At 63.1% G+C, this 26,207-nt stretch carries 29 protein-coding genes; 11 read left to right on the top strand and 18 right to left on the bottom strand.

Annotated elements, in window-relative coordinates:
• Positions 1-46: 46 nt before the first annotated feature.
• From F2982_RS03415 to F2982_RS03405, 3 genes are read left to right on the top strand one after another with little or no spacing between them, the layout of a single operon-like run.
• Positions 47-1,021 (top strand): iron ABC transporter permease, encoded by a 975-nt coding sequence (locus F2982_RS03415; protein WP_203429232.1) that lies wholly within the window; start codon positions 47-49, stop codon positions 1,019-1,021.
• The gene (locus tag F2982_RS03410; protein WP_203429231.1) at positions 1,018-2,019 is read left to right on the top strand and encodes an iron ABC transporter permease; all 1,002 of its coding nucleotides are present in this window, start codon (positions 1,018-1,020) and stop codon (positions 2,017-2,019) included. The genes F2982_RS03415 and F2982_RS03410 overlap by 4 nt, the downstream gene beginning before the upstream one ends.
• Positions 2,012-2,821, top strand: coding sequence for an ABC transporter ATP-binding protein (locus F2982_RS03405; RefSeq protein WP_203429230.1), 810 nt, complete (start codon positions 2,012-2,014; stop codon positions 2,819-2,821). The genes F2982_RS03410 and F2982_RS03405 overlap by 8 nt, the downstream gene beginning before the upstream one ends.
• On the opposite strand, the gene mgtE is transcribed toward F2982_RS03405, so the two are convergent.
• On the bottom strand, positions 2,802-4,175 hold the full coding sequence (gene mgtE / locus F2982_RS03400) for a magnesium transporter (protein WP_203429229.1): 1,374 nt from the start codon (positions 4,173-4,175) through the stop codon (positions 2,802-2,804). The two genes, F2982_RS03405 and mgtE, sit on opposite strands and share 20 nt — an antisense overlap.
• Before the next feature lie 295 nt (positions 4,176-4,470).
• Entirely contained in the window at positions 4,471-5,484 is a 1,014-nt protein-coding gene (locus F2982_RS03395; RefSeq protein ID WP_203429228.1) for a zinc-binding alcohol dehydrogenase family protein, read from the bottom strand.
• Between the two features lie 103 nt (positions 5,485-5,587).
• Here F2982_RS03395 and F2982_RS03390 point away from each other — a divergent pair, with 103 nt between their 5' ends.
• Positions 5,588-5,983, top strand: coding sequence for a helix-turn-helix domain-containing protein (locus tag F2982_RS03390; RefSeq protein ID WP_199626679.1), 396 nt, complete (start codon positions 5,588-5,590; stop codon positions 5,981-5,983).
• On the opposite strand, the gene F2982_RS03385 is transcribed toward F2982_RS03390, so the two are convergent.
• Positions 5,951-7,168, bottom strand: a complete 1,218-nt coding sequence (locus F2982_RS03385; protein ID WP_203429227.1) for an MFS transporter — start codon at positions 7,166-7,168, stop codon at positions 5,951-5,953. The genes F2982_RS03390 and F2982_RS03385 overlap by 33 nt on opposite strands.
• A gap of 302 nt (positions 7,169-7,470) precedes the next feature.
• On the opposite strand from F2982_RS03385, the gene F2982_RS03380 reads away from it, so the two are divergent.
• Positions 7,471-8,415 carry a diacylglycerol kinase family protein gene (locus F2982_RS03380; RefSeq protein ID WP_203429226.1) on the top strand — a complete coding sequence of 315 codons (945 nt, stop codon included), beginning with the start codon at positions 7,471-7,473 and terminating at the stop codon, positions 8,413-8,415.
• Here F2982_RS03380 and F2982_RS03375 read toward each other — a convergent pair.
• Positions 8,412-9,764 (bottom strand): glutamine synthetase family protein, encoded by a 1,353-nt coding sequence (locus F2982_RS03375; protein WP_203429225.1) that lies wholly within the window; start codon positions 9,762-9,764, stop codon positions 8,412-8,414. The two genes, F2982_RS03380 and F2982_RS03375, sit on opposite strands and share 4 nt — an antisense overlap.
• A gap of 83 nt (positions 9,765-9,847) precedes the next feature.
• Here F2982_RS03375 and F2982_RS03370 point away from each other — a divergent pair, with 83 nt between their 5' ends.
• Positions 9,848-11,215: an aspartate aminotransferase family protein gene (locus tag F2982_RS03370; RefSeq protein WP_203429224.1), complete on the top strand. Its 1,368-nt coding sequence runs from the start codon at positions 9,848-9,850 to the stop codon at positions 11,213-11,215.
• On the opposite strand, the gene F2982_RS03365 is transcribed toward F2982_RS03370, so the two are convergent.
• From F2982_RS03365 to F2982_RS03355, 3 genes are read right to left on the bottom strand one after another with little or no spacing between them, the layout of a single operon-like run.
• The gene (locus F2982_RS03365; RefSeq protein WP_203429223.1) at positions 11,212-12,723 is read right to left on the bottom strand and encodes a glycosyltransferase family 39 protein; all 1,512 of its coding nucleotides are present in this window, start codon (positions 12,721-12,723) and stop codon (positions 11,212-11,214) included. The genes F2982_RS03370 and F2982_RS03365 overlap by 4 nt on opposite strands.
• 1 nt (position 12,724) lies before the next feature.
• Complete coding sequence (locus F2982_RS03360; protein ID WP_203429222.1) at positions 12,725-14,245, bottom strand: glycosyltransferase family 39 protein; 1,521 nt, start codon at positions 14,243-14,245, stop codon at positions 12,725-12,727.
• Positions 14,229-15,233 carry a glycosyltransferase family 2 protein gene (locus tag F2982_RS03355; protein ID WP_203429221.1) on the bottom strand — a complete coding sequence of 335 codons (1,005 nt, stop codon included), beginning with the start codon at positions 15,231-15,233 and terminating at the stop codon, positions 14,229-14,231. The genes F2982_RS03360 and F2982_RS03355 overlap by 17 nt, the downstream gene beginning before the upstream one ends.
• Positions 15,234-15,316: 83 nt before the next feature.
• Here F2982_RS03355 and F2982_RS03350 point away from each other — a divergent pair, with 83 nt between their 5' ends.
• A complete protein-coding gene (locus F2982_RS03350) occupies positions 15,317-16,279 on the top strand; it encodes a lysylphosphatidylglycerol synthase domain-containing protein (protein ID WP_203430003.1) in 963 nt (320 codons plus the stop codon).
• Here F2982_RS03350 and F2982_RS03345 read toward each other — a convergent pair.
• From F2982_RS03345 to F2982_RS03330, 4 genes are read right to left on the bottom strand one after another with little or no spacing between them, the layout of a single operon-like run.
• Positions 16,247-17,485 carry an RNA polymerase sigma factor gene (locus F2982_RS03345; protein ID WP_203429220.1) on the bottom strand — a complete coding sequence of 413 codons (1,239 nt, stop codon included), beginning with the start codon at positions 17,483-17,485 and terminating at the stop codon, positions 16,247-16,249. The two genes, F2982_RS03350 and F2982_RS03345, sit on opposite strands and share 33 nt — an antisense overlap.
• 3 nt (positions 17,486-17,488) lie before the next feature.
• Entirely contained in the window at positions 17,489-17,848 is a 360-nt protein-coding gene (locus tag F2982_RS03340; protein WP_203429219.1) for a YciI family protein, read from the bottom strand.
• A gap of 4 nt (positions 17,849-17,852) precedes the next feature.
• Entirely contained in the window at positions 17,853-18,212 is a 360-nt protein-coding gene (locus F2982_RS03335) for a YciI family protein (protein ID WP_130278608.1), read from the bottom strand.
• Positions 18,209-18,583 (bottom strand): YciI family protein, encoded by a 375-nt coding sequence (locus tag F2982_RS03330; protein ID WP_203429218.1) that lies wholly within the window; start codon positions 18,581-18,583, stop codon positions 18,209-18,211. The genes F2982_RS03335 and F2982_RS03330 overlap by 4 nt, the downstream gene beginning before the upstream one ends.
• 122 nt (positions 18,584-18,705) lie before the next feature.
• Here F2982_RS03330 and F2982_RS03325 point away from each other — a divergent pair, with 122 nt between their 5' ends.
• A complete protein-coding gene (locus F2982_RS03325) occupies positions 18,706-18,954 on the top strand; it encodes a hypothetical protein (RefSeq protein ID WP_203429217.1) in 249 nt (82 codons plus the stop codon).
• Positions 18,955-18,956: 2 nt separating this feature from the next.
• Here F2982_RS03325 and F2982_RS03320 read toward each other — a convergent pair whose 3' ends face one another.
• The 3 genes from F2982_RS03320 to F2982_RS03310 all read right to left on the bottom strand — a co-directional run bounded on the left by F2982_RS03320 (position 18,957) and on the right by F2982_RS03310 (position 21,397).
• Complete coding sequence (locus F2982_RS03320; RefSeq protein WP_112719612.1) at positions 18,957-20,459, bottom strand: AMP nucleosidase; 1,503 nt, start codon at positions 20,457-20,459, stop codon at positions 18,957-18,959.
• Positions 20,460-20,521: 62 nt separating this feature from the next.
• Positions 20,522-20,701, bottom strand: a complete 180-nt coding sequence (locus tag F2982_RS03315; protein ID WP_112719611.1) for a hypothetical protein — start codon at positions 20,699-20,701, stop codon at positions 20,522-20,524.
• Positions 20,702-21,058: 357 nt separating this feature from the next.
• Positions 21,059-21,397 (bottom strand): DUF2147 domain-containing protein, encoded by a 339-nt coding sequence (locus tag F2982_RS03310; protein ID WP_203429216.1) that lies wholly within the window; start codon positions 21,395-21,397, stop codon positions 21,059-21,061.
• A 440-nt stretch (positions 21,398-21,837) separates the two neighbouring features.
• On the opposite strand from F2982_RS03310, the gene F2982_RS03305 reads away from it, so the two are divergent.
• Positions 21,838-22,104, top strand: coding sequence for a sel1 repeat family protein (locus F2982_RS03305; RefSeq protein WP_112719609.1), 267 nt, complete (start codon positions 21,838-21,840; stop codon positions 22,102-22,104).
• 130 nt (positions 22,105-22,234) lie between these two features.
• Here F2982_RS03305 and F2982_RS03300 read toward each other — a convergent pair whose 3' ends face one another.
• From F2982_RS03300 to F2982_RS03290, 3 genes are all read right to left on the bottom strand, one after another.
• Complete coding sequence (locus F2982_RS03300) at positions 22,235-23,347, bottom strand: pyridoxal phosphate-dependent aminotransferase (RefSeq protein WP_203429215.1); 1,113 nt, start codon at positions 23,345-23,347, stop codon at positions 22,235-22,237.
• 89 nt (positions 23,348-23,436) lie between these two features.
• Positions 23,437-23,844 (bottom strand): PilZ domain-containing protein, encoded by a 408-nt coding sequence (locus F2982_RS03295; RefSeq protein WP_112719607.1) that lies wholly within the window; start codon positions 23,842-23,844, stop codon positions 23,437-23,439.
• 154 nt (positions 23,845-23,998) lie between these two features.
• Positions 23,999-24,400, bottom strand: a complete 402-nt coding sequence (locus F2982_RS03290) for a DUF2177 family protein (RefSeq protein ID WP_112719606.1) — start codon at positions 24,398-24,400, stop codon at positions 23,999-24,001.
• Between the two features lie 162 nt (positions 24,401-24,562).
• Here F2982_RS03290 and F2982_RS03285 point away from each other — a divergent pair, with 162 nt between their 5' ends.
• A complete protein-coding gene (locus F2982_RS03285; RefSeq protein ID WP_203429214.1) occupies positions 24,563-25,009 on the top strand; it encodes a host attachment family protein in 447 nt (148 codons plus the stop codon).
• 65 nt (positions 25,010-25,074) lie between these two features.
• On the opposite strand, the gene F2982_RS03280 is transcribed toward F2982_RS03285, so the two are convergent.
• Complete coding sequence (locus F2982_RS03280; RefSeq protein WP_112719681.1) at positions 25,075-25,407, bottom strand: hypothetical protein; 333 nt, start codon at positions 25,405-25,407, stop codon at positions 25,075-25,077.
• A 350-nt stretch (positions 25,408-25,757) separates the two neighbouring features.
• On the opposite strand from F2982_RS03280, the gene F2982_RS03275 reads away from it, so the two are divergent.
• Complete coding sequence (locus F2982_RS03275; RefSeq protein WP_203429213.1) at positions 25,758-26,195, top strand: glyoxalase superfamily protein; 438 nt, start codon at positions 25,758-25,760, stop codon at positions 26,193-26,195.
• Positions 26,196-26,207: the final 12 nt, after the last annotated feature.

The following is a 26,207-nucleotide window of genomic DNA, read 5'->3' as shown; positions in this document are numbered from 1 at the left end:
AGCGGTGAGCGAAGCGGCGGCAGCACGAAGCGTTGAGGAGCGGCGGATGCAGCCGCTGGCGCTCGGCTGCCTGCTGCTTGCCGCGCTCGCTGCGGTCATTATTGCTGCTATATCCTTCGGCGTTTCGGAGCTCCCGGTTCTCCGCGCTCTCTCGCTTTTCGTCTCACCCGATGGCTCGCCCGATAGCGCGCTCGTCTGGGATGTCCGCTTGCCGCGGGCGCTGCTTGCCGTCATGGTCGGCGCCAATCTGGCGGTCGCCGGGGTGCTGATCCAGACGCTGACGCGCAATCCGCTCGCTTCGCCGCAGACCTTCGGCATCAATGCCGGCGCTTCGCTGGTCATCGTCCTCTGCCTGATCGCAGTACCGGAGCTGAAGGGCGCGGGCACCGTCTGGCCCGCATTCACAGGTGCGGCGGCCGTCGGCGTCGCCATGTGGGCGCTGTCGGTCTCGGGCGCCATGAACGACATGAAGCTGGCGCTCGCAGGCATTTCCATCCAGCTCGTGCTTGCCGCGCTCGTCCAGGCGATCCTGATCGCCAACAATGCGGCGCAGGATATCGTCTATTGGCTCGCCGGATCGATCAACGGCGCGCAATGGGACAAGGTCTGGATCATCCTGCCGTTCTCGATCCTCGGCGGCGGCACGGCGCTGCTGGCCGGCCGCCATTTCGGCGTGCTGGCGCTCGATGACACGACAGGCGTGTCGCTCGGCCAGAATGCGCGGCGCGTCGGCGGGCTGGCTGCGGCGCTGATCGTTGTGCTCGCCGGTTCTGCCGTCGCCGTCAGCGGCCCGATCGGCTTCATCGGCCTGCTTGTGCCCCATATCATCCGCAGGCTCGTTGGCGGCGACCAGTTCACCGTCATCGCGCTCAGCGCCATTGCCGGGCCGCTCTTGCTGAACGCTGCCGATCTTGCGGGCCGTATCGCTGCCTTCCCCTCGGAAATGCCCGTCGGCATCGTCACCGCACTGGTCGGCGCTCCGGCTTTCCTGCTGATCCTCTGGAGGCAGCGGGTCCGATGAGTGCGCTTGCCGCAAGAAATAGCCGGGCACTGACGGTCTGCCTCACCATCGCCGTCCTGATCGCCGTTCTCGCCATCCTTGGCATGACCGTTGGCGCCGTCACCCTCAGCATCGCCCAGGTGCTCGATGGCATCGGCGGTGGCAAGAATGCCTTCATCGTGATGCAATACCGGGCGCCGCGGGTCGCCGTTTCCATCCTCGCCGGCGCATCTTTCGGTCTCGCGGGTGTCTTCCTGCAGGGCGCCTTGCGCAATCCACTGGCCTCGCCGGATGTCGTCGGCATCACCAAATGCGCCGGTCTCGGCGCTTTCCTTGCGGGCATGCTGACGCCGCCCGCCTGGGCGATCTGGTCGATCCCGTCGGGTGTGGTTCTCGGTGCCGTCATCGGCGCCGGTCTGCTGCTCGTCATCGGCCGCGCGTTCGGCGGCGGCATTGCGGCGCTGGCGCTCGTCGGCGTGGCGCTCGGCATGCTGGCCCAGGCGCTGATGCAATATGTCATGGTGATCTTCCCGACCCGCGCCGACCAGTCGATGGTCTGGCTGGCGGGCAGCGTCTATGGCAGTTCCGCCGCCGATGTGCTGATCCTCAGCCTGTGGCTTGTCGCCTGCCTGCCGCTGATCCTGATCGCCGCCGCCAGGCTCGATGCCGGGGGCTTCGGCGACGATACGCTGATCAGTCTGGGCATGTCGCCGGGAGTGCTGCGCGGCGGCCTGATCGTTGTCTCCGTCCTGCTCTGCGCCGGTGCGGTCGCCAGCGTCGGCAGCATGGGCTTTCTCGGCCTGCTCGCGCCTCATGCGGCACGGCTGATGGTCGGCCCGCGTGCGCGCCATCTCGTTCCCGCCAGCGCGCTGATGGGGGCGCTCGCGCTCTCCGCCGCTGATCTGGCGGGGCGGCTTGTGGCGCTGCCGAACGAAATCCCGGCCGGCATCGCCGCCGCCGTCATCGGCGGTCCCTATCTGATTTTCCTGCTCATCAAGGAGACCGGCCGCCATGAATAGCGCCGTGCAATCCCGCCTTGCCGGAGAAAAGCTGACGCTCGGCTACGCGGCCATCCGCGTGCTTGAGAATGTCGATGTCTCGATCCCCGACGGCAAGATCACCGCTTTGATCGGCGCCAACGGCAGCGGCAAATCCACCTTGCTGAAAGCACTCGGCCGCATCATCGAACCCGCTTCGGGAACGGTCTATCTCGATGGCAAGGAAATCTCGGCGATGCAGGGCAGGGCGATCGCCCAGGCGCTGGCGCTGCTGCCGCAAAGCCCCGTCTCGCCTGATGGACTGACGGTACGCCAGCTCTGCCGCTTCGGCCGCCATCCGCACAAGGGACTGCTGTCGCGCACATCTGTTCATGACGAGGAGATCGTCGATGGGGCGCTTGCGGCCACCGGCCTTTCCGATCTCGCCTCTCGCCCGCTCGACCGTCTGTCCGGTGGTCAGCGCCAGCGCGCCTGGATCGCCATGGCGCTGGCGCAGGAAACGCCGATCCTGCTGCTCGACGAGCCGACCACCTATCTCGATATCGCCCATCAGCTGGAAGTGCTGGAACTGCTGCGCGACCTGAACCGCAATCGCGGCCGCACCGTCGTCATGGTCGTCCACGACCTGAACCATGCGGCACAATATGCCGATCACATCATCGCCGTTGCCGATGGCGGCATCCACGCAGCAGGAAGCCCCGGCGCGCTGTTGACGCCGGAGCTGATAAAGGCGGTGTTCGGAGTGGATGCGGCGGTCGTGCCGCACCCGGTGGACGGCACGCCGCTCTGCCTGCCGATCGCTTCTAGAGAAGCGTCCCGGTGAGGATCATCAGGGCGACCGAGAAGTAGATCACCAGGCCGGTCACATCGACGAGCGTTGCCACGAACGGAGCCGATGCCGTTGCCGGATCGAGCTTCAGCCGCTGCAGCACGAAGGGCAGCATCGAGCCCGATACGGAACCGAAGGTGACAATGCCGATCAGCGCTGCAAATACCGTGATCCCGACCAGAACCCAGTGCGGGCCGTAATCGTAGAGCCCGGCGCTCTGCCAGAAGAACACGCGCAGCATGCCGACGAGGCCGAGGATGGCGCCGAGCACGACGCCGGTCGGCAGTTCGCGCAGCAGCACCTTCCACCAGTCCGAAAGCTTCAGCTCGCCGACGGCCAGCGCCCGGATGATCAGCGATGTCGCCTGCGAGCCGGAATTGCCGCCGGAGCTCATGATCAGCGGGATGAACAGCGTCAGCACGACGGCCTTCTCTAGCTCTCCTTCGAAATGCTGCATGGCGCTCGCCGTCAGCATCTCGCCAAGGAAGAGGGCACAGAGCCAGCCGGCGCGCTTGCGGATCATGCCGCCGAAGCTGATCTTCATATAGGGCTTGCCGAGGGCCTCCATGCCGCCGAAGCGCTGGGCGCCATCGGTCGTATCGGCGATCATCGTATCGATCACGTCGTCGACGGTGACGATGCCGAGGATCAGGCCATGATCGTCGACGACGGGCAGCGCCAGCAGGTCGTGCTTGCGGATCAGCCGTGCCACGTCCTCCTGCTTCATCAGCGGATCGGCGGCAACCGGCGTGCCCTTCTGGGCGACGGTCAGGATCGAGGCATCGGGCTCGCCGGTGATCAGGCGGCGCAGCGTCACGACATGCAGCAGCGCGCCCGAATTCTCATCCAGCACATAGATCGCATAGACCGTCTCGCGCGAGCGCTCGACATGGCGCACATGCGCAAGCGTCTGCTCGACCGTCCAGTTGCCGGGCACGCTGACGAACTCGGTCGTCATGATGCTGCCTGCGGTGCGGGCCGGATAGCCCATCAGGTGCTGGATAGCGACGCGCACCGGCTCTTCCAGGCTGTTGAACAGCCGGGTGCGGGTGTCGGTGTCGAGCTCCAGCAGAACGTCGGCGACACGGTCGTTCGACATGCCGTGCAGCAGGCGTGCGGCATCGGCGCGGTCCATCAGCGCCAGCACGGTGGAGGCGTTGCGCAGTTCCGGCCGGTCGAGAATGTTGACCGCATACTCCTGCGGCATACGCGACAGGATGCGAGAAACCTCGGCCGGGGCGAGTGCATTCAGCGACTCGACGCGTTCGGCGATGGTCGCAACCTTATTGTTGGTCATGAAAGCGCGCGCGGCATTGCCGGCCCGCAGGGGGAAGCGATTGATATTCATTAGCTCGCCTTTCCGTCGATCCGCCGTAGCGTCCGATCGGGCGAGCCCGGAGCATCCAGGTCAGCGCGAAAGGGCCGCGTACGGCAAAGGCAATCGACTGCTACTGTCGCTTGGCATCGTGATGATGGCTCCGTTGATATCCGCGTCCGGCGCAGCGCCGTCCGCGTCAGGAACAGGTGGTCCTGAATGCTAAAAAAGTCAACTGGGATATGTGCTTAATGGCAGAATGCCGCACCATCCGGCGCGGCATTCTTTGCGATTATGATTTACCGGATATTTCCGGGCGAGACGCCGGTCAGAAACCTGCCAGAACGACCTTGCCCTTGGTCTTGCCGGTCTCGATCATCGCATGCGCCTTCTTCAGGTTCGCGGCGTTGATCGTGCCGACCGTGTCGGTCAGCGTCGTGCGGATTTTCCCGGCATCGACGAGCTCTGAAATCCTGTTGAGAAGCTTGTGCTGCTCGATCATGTCAGGCGTGCCGAAGATCGGCCGGGTGAACATCAGCTCCCAATGCACCGAGATCGCCTTGCGCTTGAAAGGCATGATGTCGAGCACCTTGGGATCGTCGATCAGCGCGAACCGGCCCTGCGGTGCGATCACCTCGACGATTTCGGCCAGATGCTGGTCGGTATTGGTGGTCGAGAAGACGAAGCCCGGTGCGCCGATACCAAGGGCGGCCACCTGCGCGGCGATCGGCTTCGAATGGTCGATCACATGATGGGCGCCGAGTTCCTTCACCCACTCCTGCGTTTCCGGACGCGAAGCGGTGGCGATGATGGTCAGATCGGTCAGCGCGCGGGCGATCTGGATGGTGATCGAGCCGACGCCGCCGGCGCCGCCGATGACGAGCAGGGAAGGGGCGGCACCCTGTACGGCATCCTGCACCTTCAGCCGGTCGAACAGCGCCTCATAGGCGGTGATCGAGGTCAGCGGCAGGGCGGCCGCTGCGGCAAAATCGAGCGTCTTCGGCTTGCGGCCGACGATGCGCTCATCGACGAGATGGAATTCGGCATTGGAGCCGGGGCGGGTGATCGAACCGGCATAGAATACCTCGTCGCCCGGCTGGAACAGCGTTACATCGGGGCCGACGGCCTTAACGACACCGGCCGCATCCCAGCCGATGACCTTCAGCTCGCCGGAGGGCGGCGCGACATTGGCGCGGATCTTGACATCGACAGGGTTGACGGAGACGGCCTTGATCTCGACCAGCAGGTCATGCCCCGTGGCCTCGGGAACGGGTAGCTCGACATCGACGAGCGAGGTTTCTGCCGCGATCGGCTGTGGGGTCTTGTAGGCGACGGCGCGCATGGGAAACTCCTGTGTTTGTTGCACAGTGGCTAGATGCGTCTTATGCTCTGTTAACGCAAGAATGCACAAATTCTGTACGTAGTACCCAAAAGGATACCGTCAAATGTCTCTGCCCCGCGCCAAGCTGACGAAGAACTTCCCCGGCTGCCCGGTGGAGGCGACGTTGAGCTTTCTCGATGGCAAATGGAAGGGCGTCATCCTGTTCCATCTGATGGACGGAACGCTGCGCTTCAACGAGCTGCGCCGAAAGCTTCCGGCGGTGACGCAGCGCATGCTGACCAAGCAGCTGCGCGAGCTCGAAGATTGCGGGCTGGTCTCGCGAAAGGTCTATCCGGTCGTGCCGCCGCGCGTCGAATATACGATGACGCCGCTCGGCGAGACGCTGAAGCCGGTCATCCGGGCGCTGGCTGCCTGGGGCGACGAACATGTGTTCTGCCGCCCCGATGGCATGGAATTGCGCGAAGCCTCAGGCGCTGCGGCTGCGGCGCTCCAGGCGTAGCGACGCCGCGAAGACGAAGATACCGAGGAACGACAGGAAGGCGCCGACATAGCCCGTCGAGGCGTAACCGTAGCCCCAGGCGATGACCAGGCCGCCGAGCCAGGCGCCGAGCGCATTGGCGATATTGAAGGCCGAGTGATTGGAAGCGGCCGCCAGCGTCTGCGCATCGGCGGCAACATCCATCAGGCGGGTCTGCAGGGCAGGGCCCGCCGCAAAGCCGCAGCCCGTCAGGAACACGCAGGCGGCGAGCATGACCGGATTGGCGGCCGTCAGCGAGAAGCAGCTGAGCACGACGATGTTGAAGATCAGCGAGCCGCCGATCGTGCCCATCAGCGACTTGTCGGCGAGCCAGGAGCCGAGCACGTTGCCGACATTCATGCCGATGCCGAACAGCACCATCATCACAGCCACCATGCTGGCCGGCAGCATCGCCACCTTCATCGTCGTATCGGCGATATAGCTGAACATCGCGAACATGCCGCCGTAACCGACAGCGGCAATGGCGAGCGTCAGCAGCACCTGCGGGCGCTTGAAGGCGCCGAGTTCGCGCATGAAGCTTGCACCTTCCTCCACCTGATCGCGCGGCACGTAGTACCAGATCAGCGCCACGGTCACGAGGCCGATGACGCCGACGGTGGTGAAGGCGATGCGCCAGTCGAGCGACTGGCCGAAGAAAGTGGCAAGCGGCGTGCCGAGCAGCGTGGCGATCGTCAGGCCGAGCATGACGCGGCCGACGGCGCGCGCCCGCTTGTGAACCGGCACCATCGACGCGGCGACGATCGCCGCCACGCCGAAATAGGCGCCATGCGGCAGGCCGGTGATGAAGCGCAGCAGCGTGAAGCTCTCGAAGGTCGGCGCCATGGCGCTGAGGATATTGCCGACGGCGAAGATGCCCATCAGCAGTAGAAGCAGCGAGCGCCGCGCCATCTTCGCCGCAAGCACGGCGATGACCGGCGCGCCGATGACGACGCCGAGCGCATAGGCGCTGATCACGTAACCCGCCTGCGGGGTGGTGACCGAGAAGGTGCCTGCCACATTCGGCAGCAGACCCATGATCGCGAATTCACCCGTGCCGATGCCGAAGCCGCCGCAGGCAAGCGCCAGCTGCACCAGCGCGACCGCCATCGGCGAAGGCGCCTCCGCAATCGGTGCATCGAGGGAATCGTCTACGGCGATCTGGCTCACGGGAGCTCCTTGGGCATGTATCAAAAGCGGTTCACCGGAAGCGTTCGGCTCCGGTGTCGGCCTGTCTATGGCGGGAAGGGAGGTACGTGCCTCCATTTTGCATTCTATCCCTGATTGGCGGCAGAGCGTCGAGTGCATTTTTTGCAGTGCAGCGTCCTGTTATCGGCATACGTCCATTGCATTATTAGCATTTGCCAAGGCTTGCCGCCGCACTGCGCAAACTAGCTGCGCGCTTGAAATCGCCTATCGCAAAACCATCTCTAGCTGTGATTTGCAATTCGCCGTGGGGGCATGGATACCGCATGAAGCTTGTCGGTTTTTTTAACAAGGATGGTGGCACGTTCCGCACCACGGATATGGAAGCCTATGAGCGGCAGGCCGAGGCGACATTCCGCGAGGCTGGCCATGACTTCGAAGCCATCGTTTTTCCCGGCAAGGAGATCGTTCCGGCCATGGAACGCGCCGCCCGCCGCGACGATATCGACGGCATCGTTGCCGGTGGCGGCGACGGCACGATTTCGGCGGCTGCCTCGATCGCCTGGAAGAACGGCGTTGCGCTCGGCGTCATCCCTGCCGGCACGATGAACCTTTTCGCCCGCTCGCTGAAAGTGCCGCTCGATATCTGGCAGGCGCTGGATACGCTGGCCTTCGGCGAGGTCGATCACGTCGATATCGCCAGCGCCAACGGCCGCCCCTTCATCCACCAGTTCTCCGCCGGTCTTCACGCCCGCATGGTGCGCTACCGCAATTCCTACAGCTTCCGCTCCCGCCTCGGAAAGATGCGCGCCAGCACCCGCGCCGCCTTCGGCGTGGTGATGAACCCGCCGGAATTCGAGGTCGAGTTCGAGGCGCTGGGTGTCCGCGAGCGCCGCCGCGTCTCGGCAGTCTCGGTCTCCAACAATCCCTTCGGCGAAAACGCGCTGCTCTATGCCGACAATCTGCGCAGCGGCGAACTCGGCTTCTATACTGCGAAGCCGCTGCGGCCGATGGGCGTCGCGAGGCTCGCCTTCGATATGCTGCGCGGCAAGGTCCGCGATAACGCTGATGTCATGGTGATGCATCCGGCCGAGGTGCATCTGCATTTCCCGAAGATGCGCGCCAAATCCAATTGCGTCATGGATGGCGAATTGCTGCCGCTTGAGCGCGACATCCGCCTGCAGCTGCACCCGGAAGAGCTGAAGGTTCTCGTCAGGCAGGGTCTCGCCGCGCAGAACGACGAGACGGAACGGCGGGAGCCTGCCGCCTAGATGCGCGGCAAGTAGGTGCGGTAGTCGAAATCAGACACGGTGCGCAGATGGGCCAGCGCTTCCTTGTATTTCGTATCGCCGTAGAGCTTCTGATAGCGCGCGCCGAAGACATCCTTGATGAAGGGCGATGCGCGGAAGGCTTCAACCGCCGTCAGGAAATCATGCGTCAGCCGCTCGGTATTCTCAGGCACATGCGAAGGCGTCGTCTCTTCGCCCGGGTCGAGATCGCCGTCGAGACCAAACAGCATGCCGCCGAGGATTGCTGCCAGCAGCAGATAGGGATTGGCGTCGGCTCCGGCGACGCGATGCTCGACACGGGCCGCCGGGCCATTCATATCCGGGATGCGGATCGCCGTGCCGCGATGCCCATAACCCCAGGTGAGATCAACAGGCGCAAACGACCCCGGCTGAAAGCGGCGGTAGGAATTGGCGAAGGGCGCGAAGACCAGCTGCGCCTCGCGCATCGATTTCAGCATGCCCGCGGTGACTGACTTCAGCAACTTAGGCTCGCCGCCCTTGGCGTCCAGAATGTTGCGGCCATCCTTGTCGACGATGCTCGCATGCACATGCAGGCCGGAACCGGCATGGTCGGAATAGGGCTTGGCCATGCAGGTGGATTTCAGGTCGTGCCGCTTCGCTGCCTGCTCGGCGACGCGCTTCAGATAGATGCAGTCGTCTGCGGCTGCCAGCGCATCCGGCCGGTGCAGCAGATTGATCTCGAACTGGCCGGGGCCGAATTCCGCCGTCGTCGCATCGGCAGGCAGTTCCATCGTGCTCGCATAGCCGCGCACGGTCTTGAGATAGTCGTCGAGCGCATCCGTCGCGCCCATGTCGTAGAGCTGGTAGCCGTTCGGCTCGCCGCGATAGGTCAGCTTCTTCGGCGGGGAGGGGCGGCCGGTCTCCAGCCAGTCCTGTTCCACCACGTAGAATTCCAGCTCGGTGGCGACGACGGGCGTCAATCCGCGCTCGTCATAACGCTTCAGCACCGAAGCCAGGATGGCGCGCGGATCCATGAAGCTCGGGCTGCCGTCGAATTCGTGCATCGTCGCCAGCACCTGCATGGAGCCCTCGGGCGCCCAGGGCAGCGGTGCCAGGCTGCGCTGGTCGGGGATGCAAAGGCCGTCGGGATCGCCGATCGTCAGCGACAGGCCGGTAATGTCGTCATTGTCGTCGCCCCAGATATCCAGCGACTGCGTCGAGGAGGGCAGGCGCACCTCGCCGGCCCAGACCTTCTTCTGTGCATCGAGCGGAATGCGCTTGCCGCGCAGGTCGCCGTTCATGCCGACAAGCATGATTTCGATCCAGGGCTCGTCAGTTGCAGCTTTGCCGTGCATCTTGTCAGCCGTCATGATCTTGAAAATCCCCTCTGAGCAGGCCAAGGTCGTAACCCATTGGGAAGATCCTTTCAATCTCTGCAGGTGTTTCGCAAATCATGTCCGATACTTACCAGCGCTCAAATCTCGCCGCCCTCGACGCCGCCCATCATCTTCACCCCTTCTCGGACATGAAAAAGCTCAACGCCGACGGCACGCGCATCATCGAGCGCGGCGAAGGGGTTCACATCTGGGATAATCAAGGCAAGAAATATCTGGATGGTTTCGCCGGCCTCTGGTGCGTCAATGTCGGCTACGGCCGCAAGGAAATCACCGATGCGGTCTCCCGGCAGATGAACGAGCTGCCCTATTACAACACCTTCTTCGGCACCACGAGCACGCCGACGACGCTGCTCGCCGAGAAGGTGACCGCCCATGCCGGCGATCGCTTCAACCACGTCTTCTTCACCGGCTCCGGTTCGGAGGCCAACGACACTTGGTTCCGCATGGCGCGCGTCTATTGGAGCGCCGTCGGCAAGCCTTCGAAGAAGACGGTGATCGCCCGCAAAAACGGTTATCATGGCTCGACCGTCGCCGGTGCCAGCCTCGGCGGCATGAAATACATGCACGAGCAGGGCGACCTGCCGATCCCGGGGATCGTCCATATCGGCCAGCCCTACTGGTACGGCGAGGGCGGCGATCTCTCGCCCGCCGAATTCGGCCTGAAAGTCGCCCGCGAACTGGAAGCGAAGATCGACGAGCTCGGCGAGGAGAATGTCGCCGCCTTCGTCGCCGAGCCGATCCAGGGTGCCGCCGGCGTCATCGTCCCGCCGGAAACCTACTGGCCGGAGATCGCCCGCATCTGCAAGGCCCGCAACATCCTGCTCGTCACCGACGAAGTGATCTGCGGCTTCGGCCGCCTTGGCGAATGGTTCGGTCACCAATATTACGGCGTCGAGCCCGACCTCTGCCCGATCGCCAAGGGCCTCTCCTCAGGCTACCTGCCGATCGGCGGCGTGCTGGTGTCCGATCGCATTGCCGACGTGCTGATCAACGATGTCGGCGATTTCAACCACGGCTTCACCTATTCCGGCCACCCCGTCTGCGCCGCCGCCGCGCTCGAAAACCTGCGCATCATCGAAGACGAGAAACTGGTCGAGCGCGTCCGCGACGACATCGGCCACTATTTCGCGAAAGCCTGGGGCGCGCTCGCCGATCACGACCTCGTCGGCGAAGCCGCAAGCGTCGGCCTGATGGCCGCCCTGCAGCTTACCGCCGGCAAGAAGACCCGCACCCGCTTCGAAAAGCCCGACGCGGTGGGATCGCTGGTGCGAAACCACGCGCTCGCCAACGGCCTGGTACTGCGCGCCACCGCCGACCGCATGCTCGCCTCGCCGCCGCTGGTCATCAGCCATGCGGAGGTGGATGAGATGGCGCGGATCACGAAGATCGCGCTGGATGCGGCCTGGAAGGAGTTGCGGGGTTAGGGGGCGGGCGGCGCGATCAGCGCATAGCCGAACCGGTAGGTCTCGCCCTTGTGGGCATAGAAATAGGGAACGTCGATGGTCGAGATCTCAGGGACGGCACCCGCGAGATCCGGCCTCTGTTTCAGCCATTCCGTAGCCTTCGCCGACAGCCCGCTTTCACCCGCAGTGCCCATTGGCCAAACGATCAGCAACGGATGTTCCTTCGATATCGCAATATCCGGCTTGAAGCCCGGATAATCGAGCGACACGACGGTAACGGGGTAGAGGTCCTTGCGAAGGTTGCCCGCAAGGAGGCTTCCTTCCGCGACGATTGCTGAGGGATCAGCCTTCTGCCGTAGCGCTTCGGCAGCGCGCAGGAACGGCGTGTTCAGCCGCTCGTAATCACCGTTGAGGCTTGCCATCGCGACCCGGCCGAAGAGGATCGACGGGACGGCGATCATGATGATCGCGACGACCGGCATGAAGCGGCGCAACGCCTGGCCAGCGTCGATCTTCGATGCCTCGATCTTCAGCGCCAGATAGAGCGGCATCACGAAGAACAGCGGCACGAGCCACCGGTCCTTGACCTGCGAGGCGCCGCCGAAGAAGACCAGCAGGAGAATGCCGAGCATCGAAAAGAGCATCATGCGCCCGAACAGCCGCGTCCATTCGGAGCTCCCCGAAAAGGCGGAGAGCAACGGCTTGCGGAATACGATCGCGAAGACCAGCACGGTGACGGCGCAGAAGCCGATGACTGCCAACAGCAGCGAGCCGGTGCCAGTCAGAACCTGCAGAATATAGCTCGCATGGTCGTTATCCGTCAGCTTCTCCAGGGTGCGAGCCGTGGCGAAGCCGAGATTGTCCTTGAGCCAGAACAGGTGCGGCGTGGCAATCGCGATGGTGACGAGTGCCGTCAGTCCAATGCGCCAGTCGAACACCCGCTTGCGCATCTGCTGATCGAAGAGAACGGCAAGCAGGGCGGAAATCGGCAGAAGCGCGAAATTGTACTTCGAGAGGAAGCCGAGGCCGATGCCGACACCGGTAATAAGATAGGCCAGCGTATCGCCCTTATGCAGCGCGCGGATGAAGCCGTAGAGGAAGAGGCATCCGGAAAAGAACACGGCGACCGTATGCGTCAGGTCGCGCTGCATCTCGAACGCCACCTGCGGCAAGGTAATAAGCCCGAGCGTCGCCATAACCGCGAGCGCATCGTTCCGCAGCAATCGGCGCGCCGTCAGGCCGTAAAGCAGATAGGAAATGAAGAGCAGCGTATTCTTCGTCGCCGCAAGCGCCAGCACGGAGACGCCGCTGAACGAGAAGATGGCATATTGCAGCCAGTTGTAGAACGGCGGCTGTGGCCCGTATCCAGCGGCCAGCCATTGTGACCGAAAGGATTGCTCCGCTTCGTCGAGGCCGAGCGTTGGCGGCATGGCGATGCGGACGATAACCTGCAGCACGAAATAGAAAGCCAGCAAGCCGAAGACCCAGCCGATCCCGCTTTTGCCGGCCTTGTTATCAGTGCTTTCCATTTTATTTGCGCCCAACCCAAGCGTAACCAAAGGCGAAAGTGTCGCCACTCTTGCCGAAATAATAGGGAAGCGCGAGCGTGCCGATGCCCGTCACCTCGCCATTGTTATCCGTGATCCAGGTCGAAAACTCTGGCGGCATCGGCGCCTCTTTGCCCTCAGGTCCGCGCCAGATGAAGAGCAGCGGACCCTTCGTCAGCAGATCGTTCGGCAGGCCGGGATCAGGGAAGCCGGGCATCATGATCGGCGTGTCGGGAAAGACGAGCCTGAGGTTCCCGCCAACGTGGCGGTCGCCCGCGATGATCAGCCCCGGGCGCGGCTGGCCCTCGAGCACGCGGCCAAGACCGGCAAAGGGAATGTTCAGTTTGGTGTAGGAGCCTATATGCTCCCCGGCCACCACACGCACCGTGAGGATGGTGACCACGACCGTCATCAGGATCGGGACGGCGCGCAGGAAGCGGCGCAGCGGCAGGCCGAAATCGGCGCCGGATACTTCCAGCTTGCGGAAAATGTAAAGCGGCAGGATGAGCAGGAACGGGTCGAGCCAGCGTTCGCGGATGTGCGTCGTGCCGGTCACCAGGATCACGCCGACGATTGCGATCAGGCTGATGGCGATCATCCGCTCCATCAGCCGCGTCCAGCGGTCTCCGGCTTTGAGGGCGCGGATGAGGTCACGCCGGAAGGATGCGGCGAAAATCACGATGGTGAGCGCTGAAAACGCGATGAGCGCGACGACGAACGAAAGCAGCCCTTCGCCGGCCGGGAAGATGTCGGTTGCCTCACGGCTATCGACCATCTTGCTGAGCGTCCCCGCCGTTGCCTGGTCGACATTGCCGTAGAGCCACAGCAGATGCGGCATGACGATCGCGAGCGACACGGCAAGCGCCGGCAAGATCCGCCAGTCGAAGAGGCGCTGACGCCACTCGCGGTCGGGAATTGCGGCGGCGATCGCGATCAGCGGTATGAGCGCGAAATTGTATTTCGAGATCACGGCAATACCGGTGGCGATGCCGAGCAGCATATAGCTGCCGAAACTCGGCCTTTCGAGCGTCCGGAAGAAGCCGAACAGGAAAAGCGAGGTTGCGCAGAGCAGGGCGACCGTATGCGTCAGGTCCTGCTGCGGCATGTACGAGACCTGCGGCAGCGTCAGGAGCGCCAGCATCGAGGCCGCCTGCACGGAGCGGTCCTTCAGGACCTCGCGTCCCGCCAGCCCGTAGAAGACGTAGCAGAGAAACAGCAGGATGTTCTTGGGCACGGTCAGCGCCCAGATCGACGGTCCGACGACCGCGACGATCGCATATTGCAGCCAGTTATAGAACGGCGCCTGCGGTCCATACCCGGCGAGCAGATATTGCGAGTAGAAGATCTGCTCTGCCTCGTCGAGCTCCAGCGAATGCGGCAGCGCGACGCGAAGGGCAATGTTCAGCAGAAAGTAGGCGGCAAGCAGAATGAGTGCATTGCCGATCGATCTGCCGAACGATTGGACCGGGTGGATACCCGGCTGAGCCTTAACTCTGGCTTCCATCGAAGATCTGCCGGACGATGTAGTTCGGCGAGGCGTCGTCGCGGTAGTAGGTGCGGGCGATCATTTCGGCGAGGATGCCGGTGGTGATCAGCTGCACCGAGGACAGCAGGAAAACAACGCCGACCATCAGCATCGGGCGGGTGCCGATGTCATTGCCGAGAATGAACTTGTCGAAGAACAGATAAAGCAGGATCAGTGCCGCGATAGCGCCGAAGCCGAGACCGAGCGAACCGAAGAAGTGGCCGGGACGCGCCTTGTAGCGCATGAAGAACATCACCGACAGCAGGTCGAGGATCACGCGGAAGGTGCGCGAAATGCCGTATTTCGAGACACCGTGCTGGCGCGCGTGATGCGTCACCGGCACTTCGCCGATCCGCGAGCTCGGGACGACACCGGCAACCCAGGCCGGGATGAAACGGTGCATTTCGCCCATCAGCTTTACCTGCTTGATGATCGAGGCGCGGTAAATTTTCAGGCTGCAGCCGTAATCGTGCAGCTTCACGCCGGTGATGCGGCCGATCAGATAGTTGGCGCACCACGAGGGAATCTTGCGCAGCAGTAGGCCGTCCTGGCGGTTCTTGCGCCAGCCGACCAGCAGGTCGAGTTCGCGGCGCTCGAGTTCGGAGACCATCGAAGGAATGTCCTTCGGATCGTTCTGCAGGTCGCCGTCCATGGTGGCGATCAGGCGGCCGCGGGCCGTGTCGATACCGGCCTGCATGGCGGCCGTCTGGCCGAAATTGCGCTGCAGTTCGACGATGCGCAGCGTGAGCCCGGCGCGGCCGGCATATTTCTTGGCGTTGACGAGCGTCGCATCGGTGCTGCCGTCATCGACCAGGATCAGCTCCCAGCTGCTCGGATACTGAGCCATTGCCTCGCAGATCCGCTCGACGAGCGGGCCGACGCTTTCCTCTTCGTTGAAGATCGGAACCACGAGCGAAAGCTCAAGCGGCGTTCCGGCATCATTTGCGCTCGAAAGCGACTCTGACATTGTCTGCAACTCTTATTGCTCCTAAAAGGCCGTTCATGGCCAAGCAGGCGGCCGTCGCCGCCCAAAGTCAGGATGCCTACTACATGAACTCTCCGGTTGGCGCTAGCCGACAATCCTGGTTCGCACGCAATCGCATGACGTTGCTCACCGTCGTGATCGTCGCAGCCTATGCACTCTTCATCGAATGGTTTTGGGGCTGGTCCTCCATCCTGGCGCAATGGGCAGCCGTCGGCGTCCTGCCGATCGCCATCGCGCTCGTTCTCCTGACCAGCACCTATTTCCTGCGCACCTGGCGCATCCTCGATTACTTCCCGCGCGAGACATCCGGCCAGTTCCGCACGCTGTTTCGCGTTACCCAGATCCACAATCTGCTCAACATCATGCTGCCCTTCCGCAGCGGCGAGACCAGCTTCCCGCTGCTGATGCGCACCGAGTTCGGCATTCCGCTGGCGCGCGGCACCTCGGCGCTTCTCGTCATGCGCCTCCTCGATCTTCATGCATTGCTTGCGGCAGCCGGAATCGGTTTGGCAAGCGAAGCGGGTAACGGCTTGATTGCATGGATCATCTGGGCCGCATTCCTGGTGCTCCCGGTCGCAGCCTTCATCGTCCGCAAACCGCTGCTGCGCTTTGGCTTCAAGCTGGCGCCGAAGAAGGCGCAGGGCTTTCTGGCTGAGATCGAGAACGGCCTGCCGGTCGATGGCATCGCCTTTGCGCGTGCCTGGGCGATGACGGCGGTGAACTGGCTGGTGAAGGTTCTGGTCCTTGCCTGGGCGCTCAGCCTGATGGGCGTGCTGCCGCTGGCCGCGAGCTTCGGCGGCGCGCTCGGCGGCGAGCTCTCATCCGTTCTGCCGGTGCATGCGCCGGGCGGCGTCGGCACCTATCCGGCCGGCATCACCGCCGGTGCCGTCGCTTTCGGCGCCTTGGGCGGGAAGGAAGCGCTGGCGGCACTGGCGCAGGCGAGCATCAATGCCCATCTGCTGATCATCGTCTCGGCGCTGACGGGGACGGCGATCTCACTGCCCTTCGGCCGCCGCCGTCAGCTCTGAAATCCGCCTCCTCAGGAAGTTCCGCTCCGGCTCCTGCTGGCAAAGCGACAGCGCACGCTCATAGGCCTCGATTGCCTCCGCGATCCGCCCGAGGCGGCGCAGGAAATCGGCGCGCGCCGAATGCGCCAGATGATAGCGCTCGAGATCGCCGGATTGCAGGATGCCGTCGACGATCGCCAGACCCTGTTCGAAACCCTCGGACATGGCGATCGCCACGGCCCGGTTCAACGCCACGATGGGCGAGGGCTGGGCTGCCGCAAGCAGATCGTAATAGCGGGCAATCTGCCGCCAGTTCGTGGCTTCGGGTGTTGCCGCTTTCGAGTGCTCGGCGGCGATCGCCGCCTGCACCGTATAGAGCCCGACCTCTTCGCCAGCCATCGCGCTCTGCAGCAGCTGCAGCCCCTCGACGATCTTGCCGCGATCCCATGCGGAGCGGTCCTGCTCGTCGAGCAGCACCAGTCGACCGTCATCGCTCGATCGCGCCAGCCGCCGCGAATCCTGCAGCAGCATCAGCGACAGGAGACCATCGATATCCCGGTGCGGCAGCAGCTCGCCGACCAGCCGCGCCAGCCGGATCGCTTCGCCGGTCAAGCCGCTCCGCACGACAGCGCTGCCTGACGACGCCGAGTAGCCCTCGTTGAAGACCAGGTAGATGACGTGCAGCACCCGGTCGAGCCGCTCCGGCAGTTCAGGTTTCTCCGGCACCTCGTAGGGGATCTCCGCAGCACGGATCCGGTTCTTCGCCCGCACGATCCGCTGTGCTACCGTCGGCGCGGGGACGAGGAAGGCATGCGCGATTTCTTCCGTCGTCAGGCCGCAGACTTCGCGTAGCGCCATCGCCACCTGCGCTTCGGCCGGAATTATGGGATGGCAGCAGGTGAAGATCAGCCGCAGCATGTCGTCGGCAATCGCGTCCATGTCGTCTGCCTCCTCTGGTGCGGGATAAAGGCTGTCCTCGATATCCTGCACGGACGCGTCGAAACGCGCCCGGCGGCGAATATGATCGATCGCCCGGAAGCGCCCGGCTGAAACCAGCCAGGACACCGGATTGCCGGGAATGCCGTCGCGCGGCCAGGTTCGCGCCGCCTCGGCAAAGGCGTCGTGCAGCGCTTCCTCCGCCCGGTCGAAATCGCCGAGCAGACGGATCAGCGTCGCCAGAACCCGGCGCGACTGCGAGCGGTAGATATCCTCGATCACCCTGTCCAAACGCTACTCCGGCAATGTCAGAAGCCGCACCGGCCGGACCTCGACCGCTCCGAAACACACCGATGGGATCCGCGCGGCGATCTCTTTTGCCGCTTCATCGTCGGGTGCCTCGATGACGTAGAACCCGGCAAGATGCTCCTTGGTCTCGGCATAGGGGCCGTCGGTCGCCTGCAGCTGGTTGTCCCGCACCCGCAGCACCGTCGCCGTCTCCGGCGGCTGCAGCGCATCGGCATGGATCATCGTCCCGTCGGCACGAAGCTCCTCGTCGAAACGGAAATGCGCGGCGACCAGCTGATGCCCTTCGGCCCGGGTCAGCGTTCCATCGCGGTCAGCAGAATTGTAGATGAGGCAGAGATAACGCATCGGCTCACACCCCATCTTCGATCGAATAGGCCGGCCGCACCTCGATCGAGGCATATTCGACGATCGGGAATGCCGAGGCGATTTCGGTCGCTTGGCTGATGTCTCGGGCCTCGATCAGCACGAAGCCGCCGAGATGTTCCTTGATCTCGGCGAACGGCCCGTCCGTGGCGCTGAGTGCACCGTTCGTGACGCGCACCGTCACCGCGCTCTCTGGCTCGCGCAGCGCCAGCGCCGTCAGCAGGTGTCCGCTGTCGCGCCAGCGGTTGTCGCTGAGGATGCATTGCTCCGTCAGCCTGTCCCATTCGGCCTGGGTCACCTGCTTGCTCTTTTCGGTGTCGAACCAGATCTGGCAGAGGAATTTCATCGCGCGGCCTCCTGCAGCTTGCTCTTGAAGTCATGGACCGGGCGGACTTCGATCGAGCCGTATTTCGCCAGCGGAATGCCGGCAGCAACCCGGATCGCATCGTTGAGATCCTTGGCTTCGATCAGGATGAAGCCGCCGAGCTGTTCCTTGGTCTCGGCAAAGGGACCGTCGGTCATCGCCATTTCGCCGTTGCGGACCTTCACGGTCACCGCCGCGCTCGGCGCCTGCAGCGCTTCGGCATGGATCATATGGCCGCTGACCTCCAGGTCGAGATCGTATCCGGCCGAATCCCGGTCGAGTGTCCTTTTCTCCTCGTCACTCATCCGTTCGAGCACCGATGGCTCGAACCATACCTGGCATAGATATCGCATTGTGGCTTTCCTCCTGGCTGCCTCTCACAGCCCTTGGACGAAGAGACTAGGCGGAAATCGACAGGTGCGGGAAAAATCTTTGTTGGCCTCCCGCTGTCGAAAGCGCGGAGGCGCAAACGACCATGATCGTCGAAACCATTGGAGTCACGATCATGGGAATTCTGGAGATTGGAATTGCAAGCTGGGCCGCGCGCAAAAGAGCGCCGGTCAGCGCTGACGAATATTATGACATGCAGGGCTTCGATCTGCGCGGCCTGCTCGTGCGGCTGATGTTTGCTGTCGCGGTCTTCGCGGCCGTCATCTCCGGGCTCGAACTGTCGAGCCCCGCAGACAGCGGTCCGCAGGTGATTGCGGACCGCGATGTCAGGTAGGCTTACTGGAAGGCCGTTTCAAAGAAGCTGCGCAGCTTGCGCGAATGCAGCGCCTCTGGCGGCATGGCCGCCAGCTTCTGGATGGCGCGGATGCCGATCTGCAGATGCTGGTTCACCTGCGTCCGGTAGAAGGCTGTCGCCATGCCCGGCAGCTTCAGTTCGCCATGCAGCGGCTTGTCGGAAACGCAGAGCAGCGTGCCGTAGGGAACGCGGAAGCGGAAGCCGTTGGCGGCGATCGTCGCCGATTCCATATCGAGCGCGATGGCGCGGGCCTGCGACAGGCGCTTCACCGGGCCTGCCTGATCGCGCAGTTCCCAGTTGCGGTTGTCGATCGTCCCGACGGTGCCGGTGCGCATGATGCGCTTCAGCTCGAAGCCTTCGTAACCGGTGATCTCGGCAACGGCTGCTTCCAGCGCCACCTGTACTTCGGCGAGCGCCGGAATCGGCACCCAGACCGGCAGGTCGTCGTCGAGAACGTGGTCCTCGCGCATATAGGCATGCGCCAGCACATAGTCGCCGAGGCGCTGGCTGTTGCGCAGGCCGGCGCAGTGGCCGAGCATCAGCCAGGCATGCGGGCGCAGCACCGCGACGTGGTCGGTTATCGTCTTGGCGTTGGAGGGGCCGACGCCGATATTGATCATGGTGATCCCGGCATGGCCCTTCTTCTTCAGGTGATAGGCCGGCATCTGCGGCAGGCGGCCGGGTGTCGCATCGCCTTCGGGCGTGCTGGAGCCTGCATGAGTGATGATATTGCCAGGCTCGACGAAGGCCGTATAGCCATCGCCGCCGTCGGCCATCAGCTTGCGGGCCCAGGTGCAGAACTCGTCGATATAGAACTGGTAGTTCGTAAACAGCACGAAGTTCTGGAAATGCTGCGCGCCTGTTGCCGTGTAGTGGGCGAGGCGGGCGAGCGAATAGTCGATGCGCTGTGCCGTGAAGGGCGCAAGCGGCGAGGGCTCGCCGGGTGGCGGGATATATTCGCCATTGGCGATCTCGTCGTCCGTCGTATTCAGGTCCGGCGTATCGAAGAGATCGCGCATCGGAATATCCATGAAGGCCGATGCGGAGGCCTCGACATGGGCGCCTTCGCCGAAAGCGAAATGCAGCGGGATCGGCGTCGAGGATTCGGAGACGACGACGGGAACGTTGTGGCTCTTCATCAGAAGCGCCAGCTGCTCTTTCAGGTAATGGCGAAACAGCTTCGGACGCGTCACGGTCGTCGTATAGACGCCGGGCGAGGTCACGTGGCCGTAGGAAAGACGGCTGTCGATATGGCCGAAGCTCGTCGTCTCGATGCTGACCTGCGGATAGAAGGCCCGGTGCCGCGCGGTGATCGGCGCACCCTTAGCGATCGCCGTGAAGCTGTCGATCAGGAAGGCCGTGTTGCGGTCGTAAAGCTCTGTCAGCGCGTCGACGGCCTTTGCCGGGTCGTCGAAGCTTTGCGGTTCAAAGGCTGGCGGAGAGGAAATATCGAGGGGTGCTAATGGAGAGATTCGTTTGCTCATGGCGCATTATAGGTTGCCATGTGCAACACGCAAGCGACGGCGGGCGGGCTCGCCCGCGCTACCTACTTATGCTCGCCCGAGCAGAAGGGGCTGGAGGATTCCAGGCAGGTATAGTTGGCGCCGAAATGCGACTGGGCGCCGCCGCCGCCGCCATGCACGACCGCTGCCGAAAAGCTGATCGCAAACAGCGCCGCAAACAGCGTGATGATGGTGAAACGTCTTGCCAAGATTTGCACGTCCATATTCCCTAACCCATAAGCCCCTTCATTCTTGCCTCCCTTCTGACACAGGGCGGCTGAACGAGTGCTGAGATGCCGGTTCATATGGCGTTCAGGAATATTGACGGGTTTGGGGGAAGCATTGGGCGCGCTTGCCTTCGCCCTCATCCCTGTGCTTGTCACAGGAATGAAGGAAGTGTGGTGGCTGGAGCCCCTCATCCGGCCTTCCGGCCACCTTCTCCCCAGGGGAGAAGGGAAAGTCGAGGATGCCGCTTCCGCCAACTTCCCCTCTCCCCCGCGGGGAGAGGGTAGGGTGAGGGGGCTCCGGCTTCGACGGGCCGTTCTAACTCCCGATCCAGAAGCGGCGAGGAAGAATAGCCCTTACAGCCGCGTCCAGGTCTGCGACTTGCAGAGAACCTTCAGAACGCAGCCCTTCATCTTCAGCGAACTGCCCGAAACCGTGCCGGAGCCGCTATAGGTCTTGTCGTTGGCAGGGTCGGTGATTTCGCCTGTATAGGTGCCGCCGGTGCCGGATAGCGTGCCGATCTTCTTGCCGGCGAACTTGCCAGTCTTCAGCGTCACGCAGAAGCCGCCGCTGCAGGGGGCGATCTCTGCCGTATCGCCGGCGACCGTCTTCCAGTTGCCGACGATCACCTCGTCGGCATGCGCGAGCCCTGCCGAAAGTACCACCGCGCCTGCGAGAATAAGTGTGCGGACCATCCATTCCTCCCTGATGTTCAAAACGCCGGCGAAAAATAACTGACGCGAACGTAAAGGTAAATAAGACTGAGCCGCAAAAGCCCGGTTTTCCGGGGTTGCCGACAGCCGATATTTCCGGTTTCCCGATTTGCCTGCTCGTTTCGTGGTGAACGAAGCGTTGATTTCGAAATCTGAATCTTTCGTAAAATTGTCTCGAAACTCCTTAATTTGCAGGCTTCGCGATGTTTAACAAAAACCCAAGTTTACCAAGCATTTGGACTTTGTTTGTCTCAAATTAATCATGCATTTTAGGCGTTTTTTGAAAGGCCTGGAGCATAGTGAAGCCATCAAACGAGCGGGGCAAACCCGCCGCACCGAAGGGACCGAAAGCTGCGATAGACGGCACGGCCCGGACGGTAAAACAGGGCAAGTCGACAACAGGCTAAACAGGGATAAAACCGATGGCACGCTTTGAAATGCACAATGCTGAAATGGCCACCATGGGTGGCGACAAGAACGCCGACGTCTTCTGCGAAATGGGTCTGATGTATGCAACCGGCCGCGGCTGCGACGTCGATCTGGTCGCCGCGCACAAGTGGCTGAACATCGCCGCCATCAAGGGCAGCGACCGTGCCGCCGAACTGCGCGCCGATGTCGCCGCTTCGATGAACAAGATGCAGATCGTCGAGGCGCTCCGTGCGGCTCGCGAGTGGATGACCATCCACTAAGCTGCATCGAAAAATCAGACAAGAATAACAACCTCAAAAAGAGGGGGCTGGCGGGGCACTTTGGACGGGGCTGCAGCCAGGAGAACGAAACCGCGACCGGCAGAAACAAGGCCGGCGCGGTTTTTTCGTTTCAGTCGAGCGTGCGCAATACCTGCGGCAGCGACTGCTCGAACAGCGCCATATCGGCTTCCGGCCCGACGCTGACGCGGATGCAGCGGTTGAGCGGCGTCACACCCGGCATGCGGATGAAGACGCCATGCTGCATCAGCCCGTCGACGATCGCCCGCGCATAGGTGCCGTCGCGCCCGGCATCGATTGCCACGAAATTGGTGGCCGAGGGCAGCGGCGACAGCTGGTTTGCCCGGGCAATGTCCGAGATGCGTTCGCGCGCCGCCTGGATCTTGCCGACGACTTCGGCGAGATAGGCCTGGTCCTTCAGCGCGGCGAGAGCGCCGGCCGTCGCCAGCCGGTTCATGCCGAAATGGTTGCGGATCTTGTCGAAGGCTTGCGCCGTGCCCGGCGTCGAGATCACGTAGCCGACACGGGCGCCGGCCAGACCATAGGCCTTCGAGAAGGTGCGGGTGCGCACGATGTTCGGCAGGTCGATCAGCGAAGAAATCGAGGGAAGTGAGCTTGCCGGTCCGGTCTCGCTATAGGCCTCGTCGAGAACCATCAGGCAGGTCTCGGGCAGGGCGCGTGCGAAGGCGACGATCTTGTCGGCATCCCACCAGCTGCCCATCGGATTATCAGGGTTGGCGAAATAGACGAGCGGCGCATTCTCGCGCTTCACCGCGTCGAGCAGCCCGTCCAGATCTTCCCGGTCGTTGACATAGGGAACGGTAACGAGACGGCCGCCGAAACCGGCGACATGGAAATTGAAGGTCGGATAGCCGCCGAGCGAGGTGACGACGGGCATGCCGGGCTCGATGACGAGGCGGACGATCTGGCCGAGCAGCTCGTCGATGCCGCCGCCGATGGCGATGTTCGCCGAGGTGATACCGAGATGGGCGGCCAGTGCCTCGCGCAGCTCGAAATTCTCCGGATCGTTGTATTTCCAGATATCGCCGCCCGCAGCACGCATCGCCTCGAGCACGGAAGGCGCCGGGCCGAAGCCGTTTTCATTGGCGCCGATGCGGGCCGCGACCTTCAGGCCGCGCTGGCGCTCGATGGCCTCTGGGCCGACGAAGGGAACGGTGGAGGGCAGGGCGCTGACCAGCGGTGTGAAGCGCGAAAAGGCGGACATGGAAATGCGGGATCCCGAATAAGACAAAAGCGGCGCCAACAATAAGCGCCGCTCCCTTCATGGCAAGGAAGATTATTCCAGAATCGGCCCTATTGCATCGCCGTGATGCGTCCGCCGCGGCGCGCTTCCATGGCTTCGACATTGCCGGCCATGAAGTCGGCGCGTACCACGCGGCGCAGCACTTCCGGATCGAGAACGTTGATGAAGCGGACGCCGATGCGCTCCTTGTTGCGATAGACCTCGGCGCAGCCGATGCGATAGGCGAGGCCGAGAATGTTGAGGTAATAGTGCTTGGGAAGACCGGCGGTCGACGAGACCAGGAAGGTGGCGCCGCCGCGCGAGATATCGAGGATCTCCGCGCTTCTGAGCGACATGCCGGTGAGACAGGGGCGCACGGCGATGATCCGCGCCGGGCGGTTCACCTGAAACTGCTCCCAGCGCTGGTCGTAGACCTCAGATTTCACAGTCGCAAGATGCGTTGCCCGATCCATGGACATCGTGCAGTCCTCCGTCTGGGCCAAGCTCATCCCGGCCCGTTATGGCAGAGCCTCACACGAATGTTTTGCGCATTCGTCAAAGACATCAAGACAATTTTAGTGATTATGAATTTTGTGCTTACGTGGCACAGCCTGTGCCGCGGCGGGATGGCGATCAGCCGAAGGCGCGCGCCGCCGCATAGCCGCCGGCAGCCGTTGCCGCCGTCACGAAGGTGCCCCAGGCCATATCCACCAAGCTCATCGTCACCGGCCAGTTCTTCAGCGTCGAAAGATTGGTGATGTCATAGGTGCCATAGGCGGCCAGTCCCAGAATGGCACCATAGGCAAGCGCCGTGCCGAGCGAGGCGGCATTGACCGCCGGAAGCACGGCGAGCACGACGACGGCGACGGCAAAGAACAGATAGAAGAGCGCGGCAATGCCGAAAGCCGGCTGCGGCAGCATCAGTTCGCCCAGCTGGTCGCGATAGAAAGTGCGGGCGACGAGGCCGAGCCAGATCGCATCGAGCACCAGCAGCGTGGCGAACGAACCGGCATAGGCGACGAGGGCGGTCTTCATGGCGTCTCTCCTTTTGCTGGTCTCTACGCGCCGTTCACAAATTGGATTGCCTGCGTGAATCGATTTATGCGCCCGGCGCGCGAACTCTTTCAATTCCTGCACGTTTTGCCCTAGTCGATGAGGCGCTTTGCCGCTTCAGCAAACAATCAAGAGGAAAGACAAATGGCCGACATCAGAGTGCCTTGGGAATCTTGGGTTGTGGTCTGCGATGGCGCGAAGGCGCTGTTCATGCAGAATGCCGGTGACGCGCAGATCATGAATCTGCAGGTGCAGGAAACCCTGACGCAACCGAGCGCACCGACACGCGAACTCGGCACCGACAAGCCGGGCCGCTCCTATGCGCCCGACGGACTGAGCGGCAGCGCGATCGAGCAGACAGACTGGCAGGCACAGGCCGAAGCCGAGTTTCTGAAGCAGGTTGCCGCCAAGATGGACGATCTTGTGCACCGGAAGGATGCCCGCCGCATCGTCCTCGTCGCCCCGCCGCGTGCGCTGGGGACGCTGCGCCCGGTGCTGAGCGCCGACGCGCAGGCCGCGATCTCCGCCGAAGTCGCCAAGGACTACACCAACCTGCCGGTCGACCAGATCGAGCGGCATCTGGCAGCGTAACCGGATATCTCGAGGCCATGTAACATGCGGGCAGCCGGGGCTGCCCGTATTTCGTTTAGGGGAAGTTAGACGCCGGTTTCGAAGCTCAGGCGCAGGACATGGTGCAGGAATTCCGCATTGATCAGCATGTTGAAGCTGATCGTCACCAGGTCGCCCTCTCGCTTGACGACGGTCGAGCCGATCTCGTCGTGGATGCCGAGGATTTCGAGGAAGAAGTGGTTGGGCATCTCCACCGAAGGGCTCACTTCCAGCACCGCGCCGCCGAGATTGATCGTGCGGATCAGGCAGCGCACCTGCGTGCCGGTGCTGAGATGGTGGCCGACGAAGATAATCTTGCCGGGCCGGTCCAGAGTGAAGTCTCGGTAGGATTGCTCCTGGTTGCCGTCATTGAGGTGCATCTGAAAGGCCACGTCAGCCTCCGCTGGTTGTATGATTGAAATGTAACACGCGAATGCTGATAAGTTCTGAAAAGCATTGGTAAATTTTGAGCCTTATGCGTGGCTGGCGGCAAAAAGCGCTTTGTTTCCGGTGGTTATGCCCCGCCGCGCGTGGTCATTATGGGGCATTCTTGACAGGAAAGCCGCTTTCCCACATACAGAAGGCGGTTCGAGGCACCGGCCGCTCGCGGATGAAAGTCCATGGTGAAGCCTCGTTTTCATAGTCACGGCCATCCGGTGCATGCTGACTGACGGCAATGCGAGCTCCCATTCACAGTCGATAATGGCATGCCTTCCGAAAGGCTGAACCTGTGACGACGACCTATCCATCCATCGACGAGCTGAAGGCTCAGGCGAAACGCCTGCGCCAGGCCATGGAAGCCCGCGGCAGTGCGCTCTCCCATAGCGCCGCGCTCGAACTCATTGCCCAGCAATATGGCGCGCGTGACTGGAACACGCTCTCAGCGCTCGCCACCCGCCCGAATGCCGAGCCTGTCTCGCTCCTTTCGGTCGGGGCGCAGGTGCGCGGCCGCTATCTGAACCAGCCCTTCTCGGGCCGGATCCTGGCGCTGGCGCAGACCAATGGCGGGCTGCACAACATCACCATCCATTTCGACGAACCCGTCGATGTCGTGACCTTCGAGAGCTTCTCGGCCTTCCGCCAGCGCATCAACGCGCAGGTGGACGGCAACGGCATCTCGCCGCGCAAGACCTCGAACGGTCTGCCGCAGCTCGTCCTCGACATCTGATCATTCATTTCG

Source organism: Rhizobium sp. BG4 (genome assembly GCF_016864575.1).
In the GTDB taxonomy this organism is placed as follows: Bacteria; Pseudomonadota; Alphaproteobacteria; order Rhizobiales; family Rhizobiaceae; genus Rhizobium.
This window is presented reverse-complemented; position numbering and strand designations above follow the sequence as displayed.

What these genes read in the sequence shown, in the direction of transcription:
- F2982_RS03375 (WP_203429225.1), bottom strand. Translation starts at nt 9,764, where the DNA reads ATGACGGCTGACAAGATGCACGGCAAAGCTGCAACTGACGAGCCCTGG.
- F2982_RS03280 (WP_112719681.1), bottom strand. Translation starts at nt 25,407, where the DNA reads ATGCACCTCAATGACGGCAACCAGGAGCAATCCTACCGAGACTTCACT.
- F2982_RS03360 (WP_203429222.1), bottom strand. Translation starts at nt 14,245, where the DNA reads ATGGAAGCCAGAGTTAAGGCTCAGCCGGGTATCCACCCGGTCCAATCG.
- F2982_RS03365 (WP_203429223.1), bottom strand. Translation starts at nt 12,723, where the DNA reads ATGGAAAGCACTGATAACAAGGCCGGCAAAAGCGGGATCGGCTGGGTC.
- F2982_RS03290 (WP_112719606.1), bottom strand. Translation starts at nt 24,400, where the DNA reads ATGAAGACCGCCCTCGTCGCCTATGCCGGTTCGTTCGCCACGCTGCTG.
- F2982_RS03395 (WP_203429228.1), bottom strand. Translation starts at nt 5,484, where the DNA reads ATGCGCGCCGTCGCCTACAAGACCCCACAGCCGATCGCGGCAGAAACC.
- F2982_RS03285 (WP_203429214.1), top strand. Translation starts at nt 24,563, where the DNA reads ATGGCCGACATCAGAGTGCCTTGGGAATCTTGGGTTGTGGTCTGCGAT.
- F2982_RS03305 (WP_112719609.1), top strand. Translation starts at nt 21,838, where the DNA reads ATGGCACGCTTTGAAATGCACAATGCTGAAATGGCCACCATGGGTGGC.
- F2982_RS03325 (WP_203429217.1), top strand. Translation starts at nt 18,706, where the DNA reads ATGATCGTCGAAACCATTGGAGTCACGATCATGGGAATTCTGGAGATT.
- F2982_RS03295 (WP_112719607.1), bottom strand. Translation starts at nt 23,844, where the DNA reads ATGTCCATGGATCGGGCAACGCATCTTGCGACTGTGAAATCTGAGGTC.
- F2982_RS03335 (WP_130278608.1), bottom strand. Translation starts at nt 18,212, where the DNA reads ATGAAATTCCTCTGCCAGATCTGGTTCGACACCGAAAAGAGCAAGCAG.
- F2982_RS03370 (WP_203429224.1), top strand. Translation starts at nt 9,848, where the DNA reads ATGTCCGATACTTACCAGCGCTCAAATCTCGCCGCCCTCGACGCCGCC.
- F2982_RS03380 (WP_203429226.1), top strand. Translation starts at nt 7,471, where the DNA reads ATGAAGCTTGTCGGTTTTTTTAACAAGGATGGTGGCACGTTCCGCACC.
- F2982_RS03310 (WP_203429216.1), bottom strand. Translation starts at nt 21,397, where the DNA reads ATGGTCCGCACACTTATTCTCGCAGGCGCGGTGGTACTTTCGGCAGGG.
- F2982_RS03355 (WP_203429221.1), bottom strand. Translation starts at nt 15,233, where the DNA reads ATGTCAGAGTCGCTTTCGAGCGCAAATGATGCCGGAACGCCGCTTGAG.
- F2982_RS03320 (WP_112719612.1), bottom strand. Translation starts at nt 20,459, where the DNA reads ATGAGCAAACGAATCTCTCCATTAGCACCCCTCGATATTTCCTCTCCG.
- F2982_RS03405 (WP_203429230.1), top strand. Translation starts at nt 2,012, where the DNA reads ATGAATAGCGCCGTGCAATCCCGCCTTGCCGGAGAAAAGCTGACGCTC.
- F2982_RS03415 (WP_203429232.1), top strand. Translation starts at nt 47, where the DNA reads ATGCAGCCGCTGGCGCTCGGCTGCCTGCTGCTTGCCGCGCTCGCTGCG.
- F2982_RS03390 (WP_199626679.1), top strand. Translation starts at nt 5,588, where the DNA reads ATGTCTCTGCCCCGCGCCAAGCTGACGAAGAACTTCCCCGGCTGCCCG.
- F2982_RS03350 (WP_203430003.1), top strand. Translation starts at nt 15,317, where the DNA reads ATGAACTCTCCGGTTGGCGCTAGCCGACAATCCTGGTTCGCACGCAAT.
- F2982_RS03340 (WP_203429219.1), bottom strand. Translation starts at nt 17,848, where the DNA reads ATGCGTTATCTCTGCCTCATCTACAATTCTGCTGACCGCGATGGAACG.
- F2982_RS03330 (WP_203429218.1), bottom strand. Translation starts at nt 18,583, where the DNA reads ATGCGATATCTATGCCAGGTATGGTTCGAGCCATCGGTGCTCGAACGG.
- F2982_RS03300 (WP_203429215.1), bottom strand. Translation starts at nt 23,347, where the DNA reads ATGTCCGCCTTTTCGCGCTTCACACCGCTGGTCAGCGCCCTGCCCTCC.
- F2982_RS03410 (WP_203429231.1), top strand. Translation starts at nt 1,018, where the DNA reads ATGAGTGCGCTTGCCGCAAGAAATAGCCGGGCACTGACGGTCTGCCTC.
- mgtE (WP_203429229.1), bottom strand. Translation starts at nt 4,175, where the DNA reads ATGAATATCAATCGCTTCCCCCTGCGGGCCGGCAATGCCGCGCGCGCT.
- F2982_RS03315 (WP_112719611.1), bottom strand. Translation starts at nt 20,701, where the DNA reads ATGGACGTGCAAATCTTGGCAAGACGTTTCACCATCATCACGCTGTTT.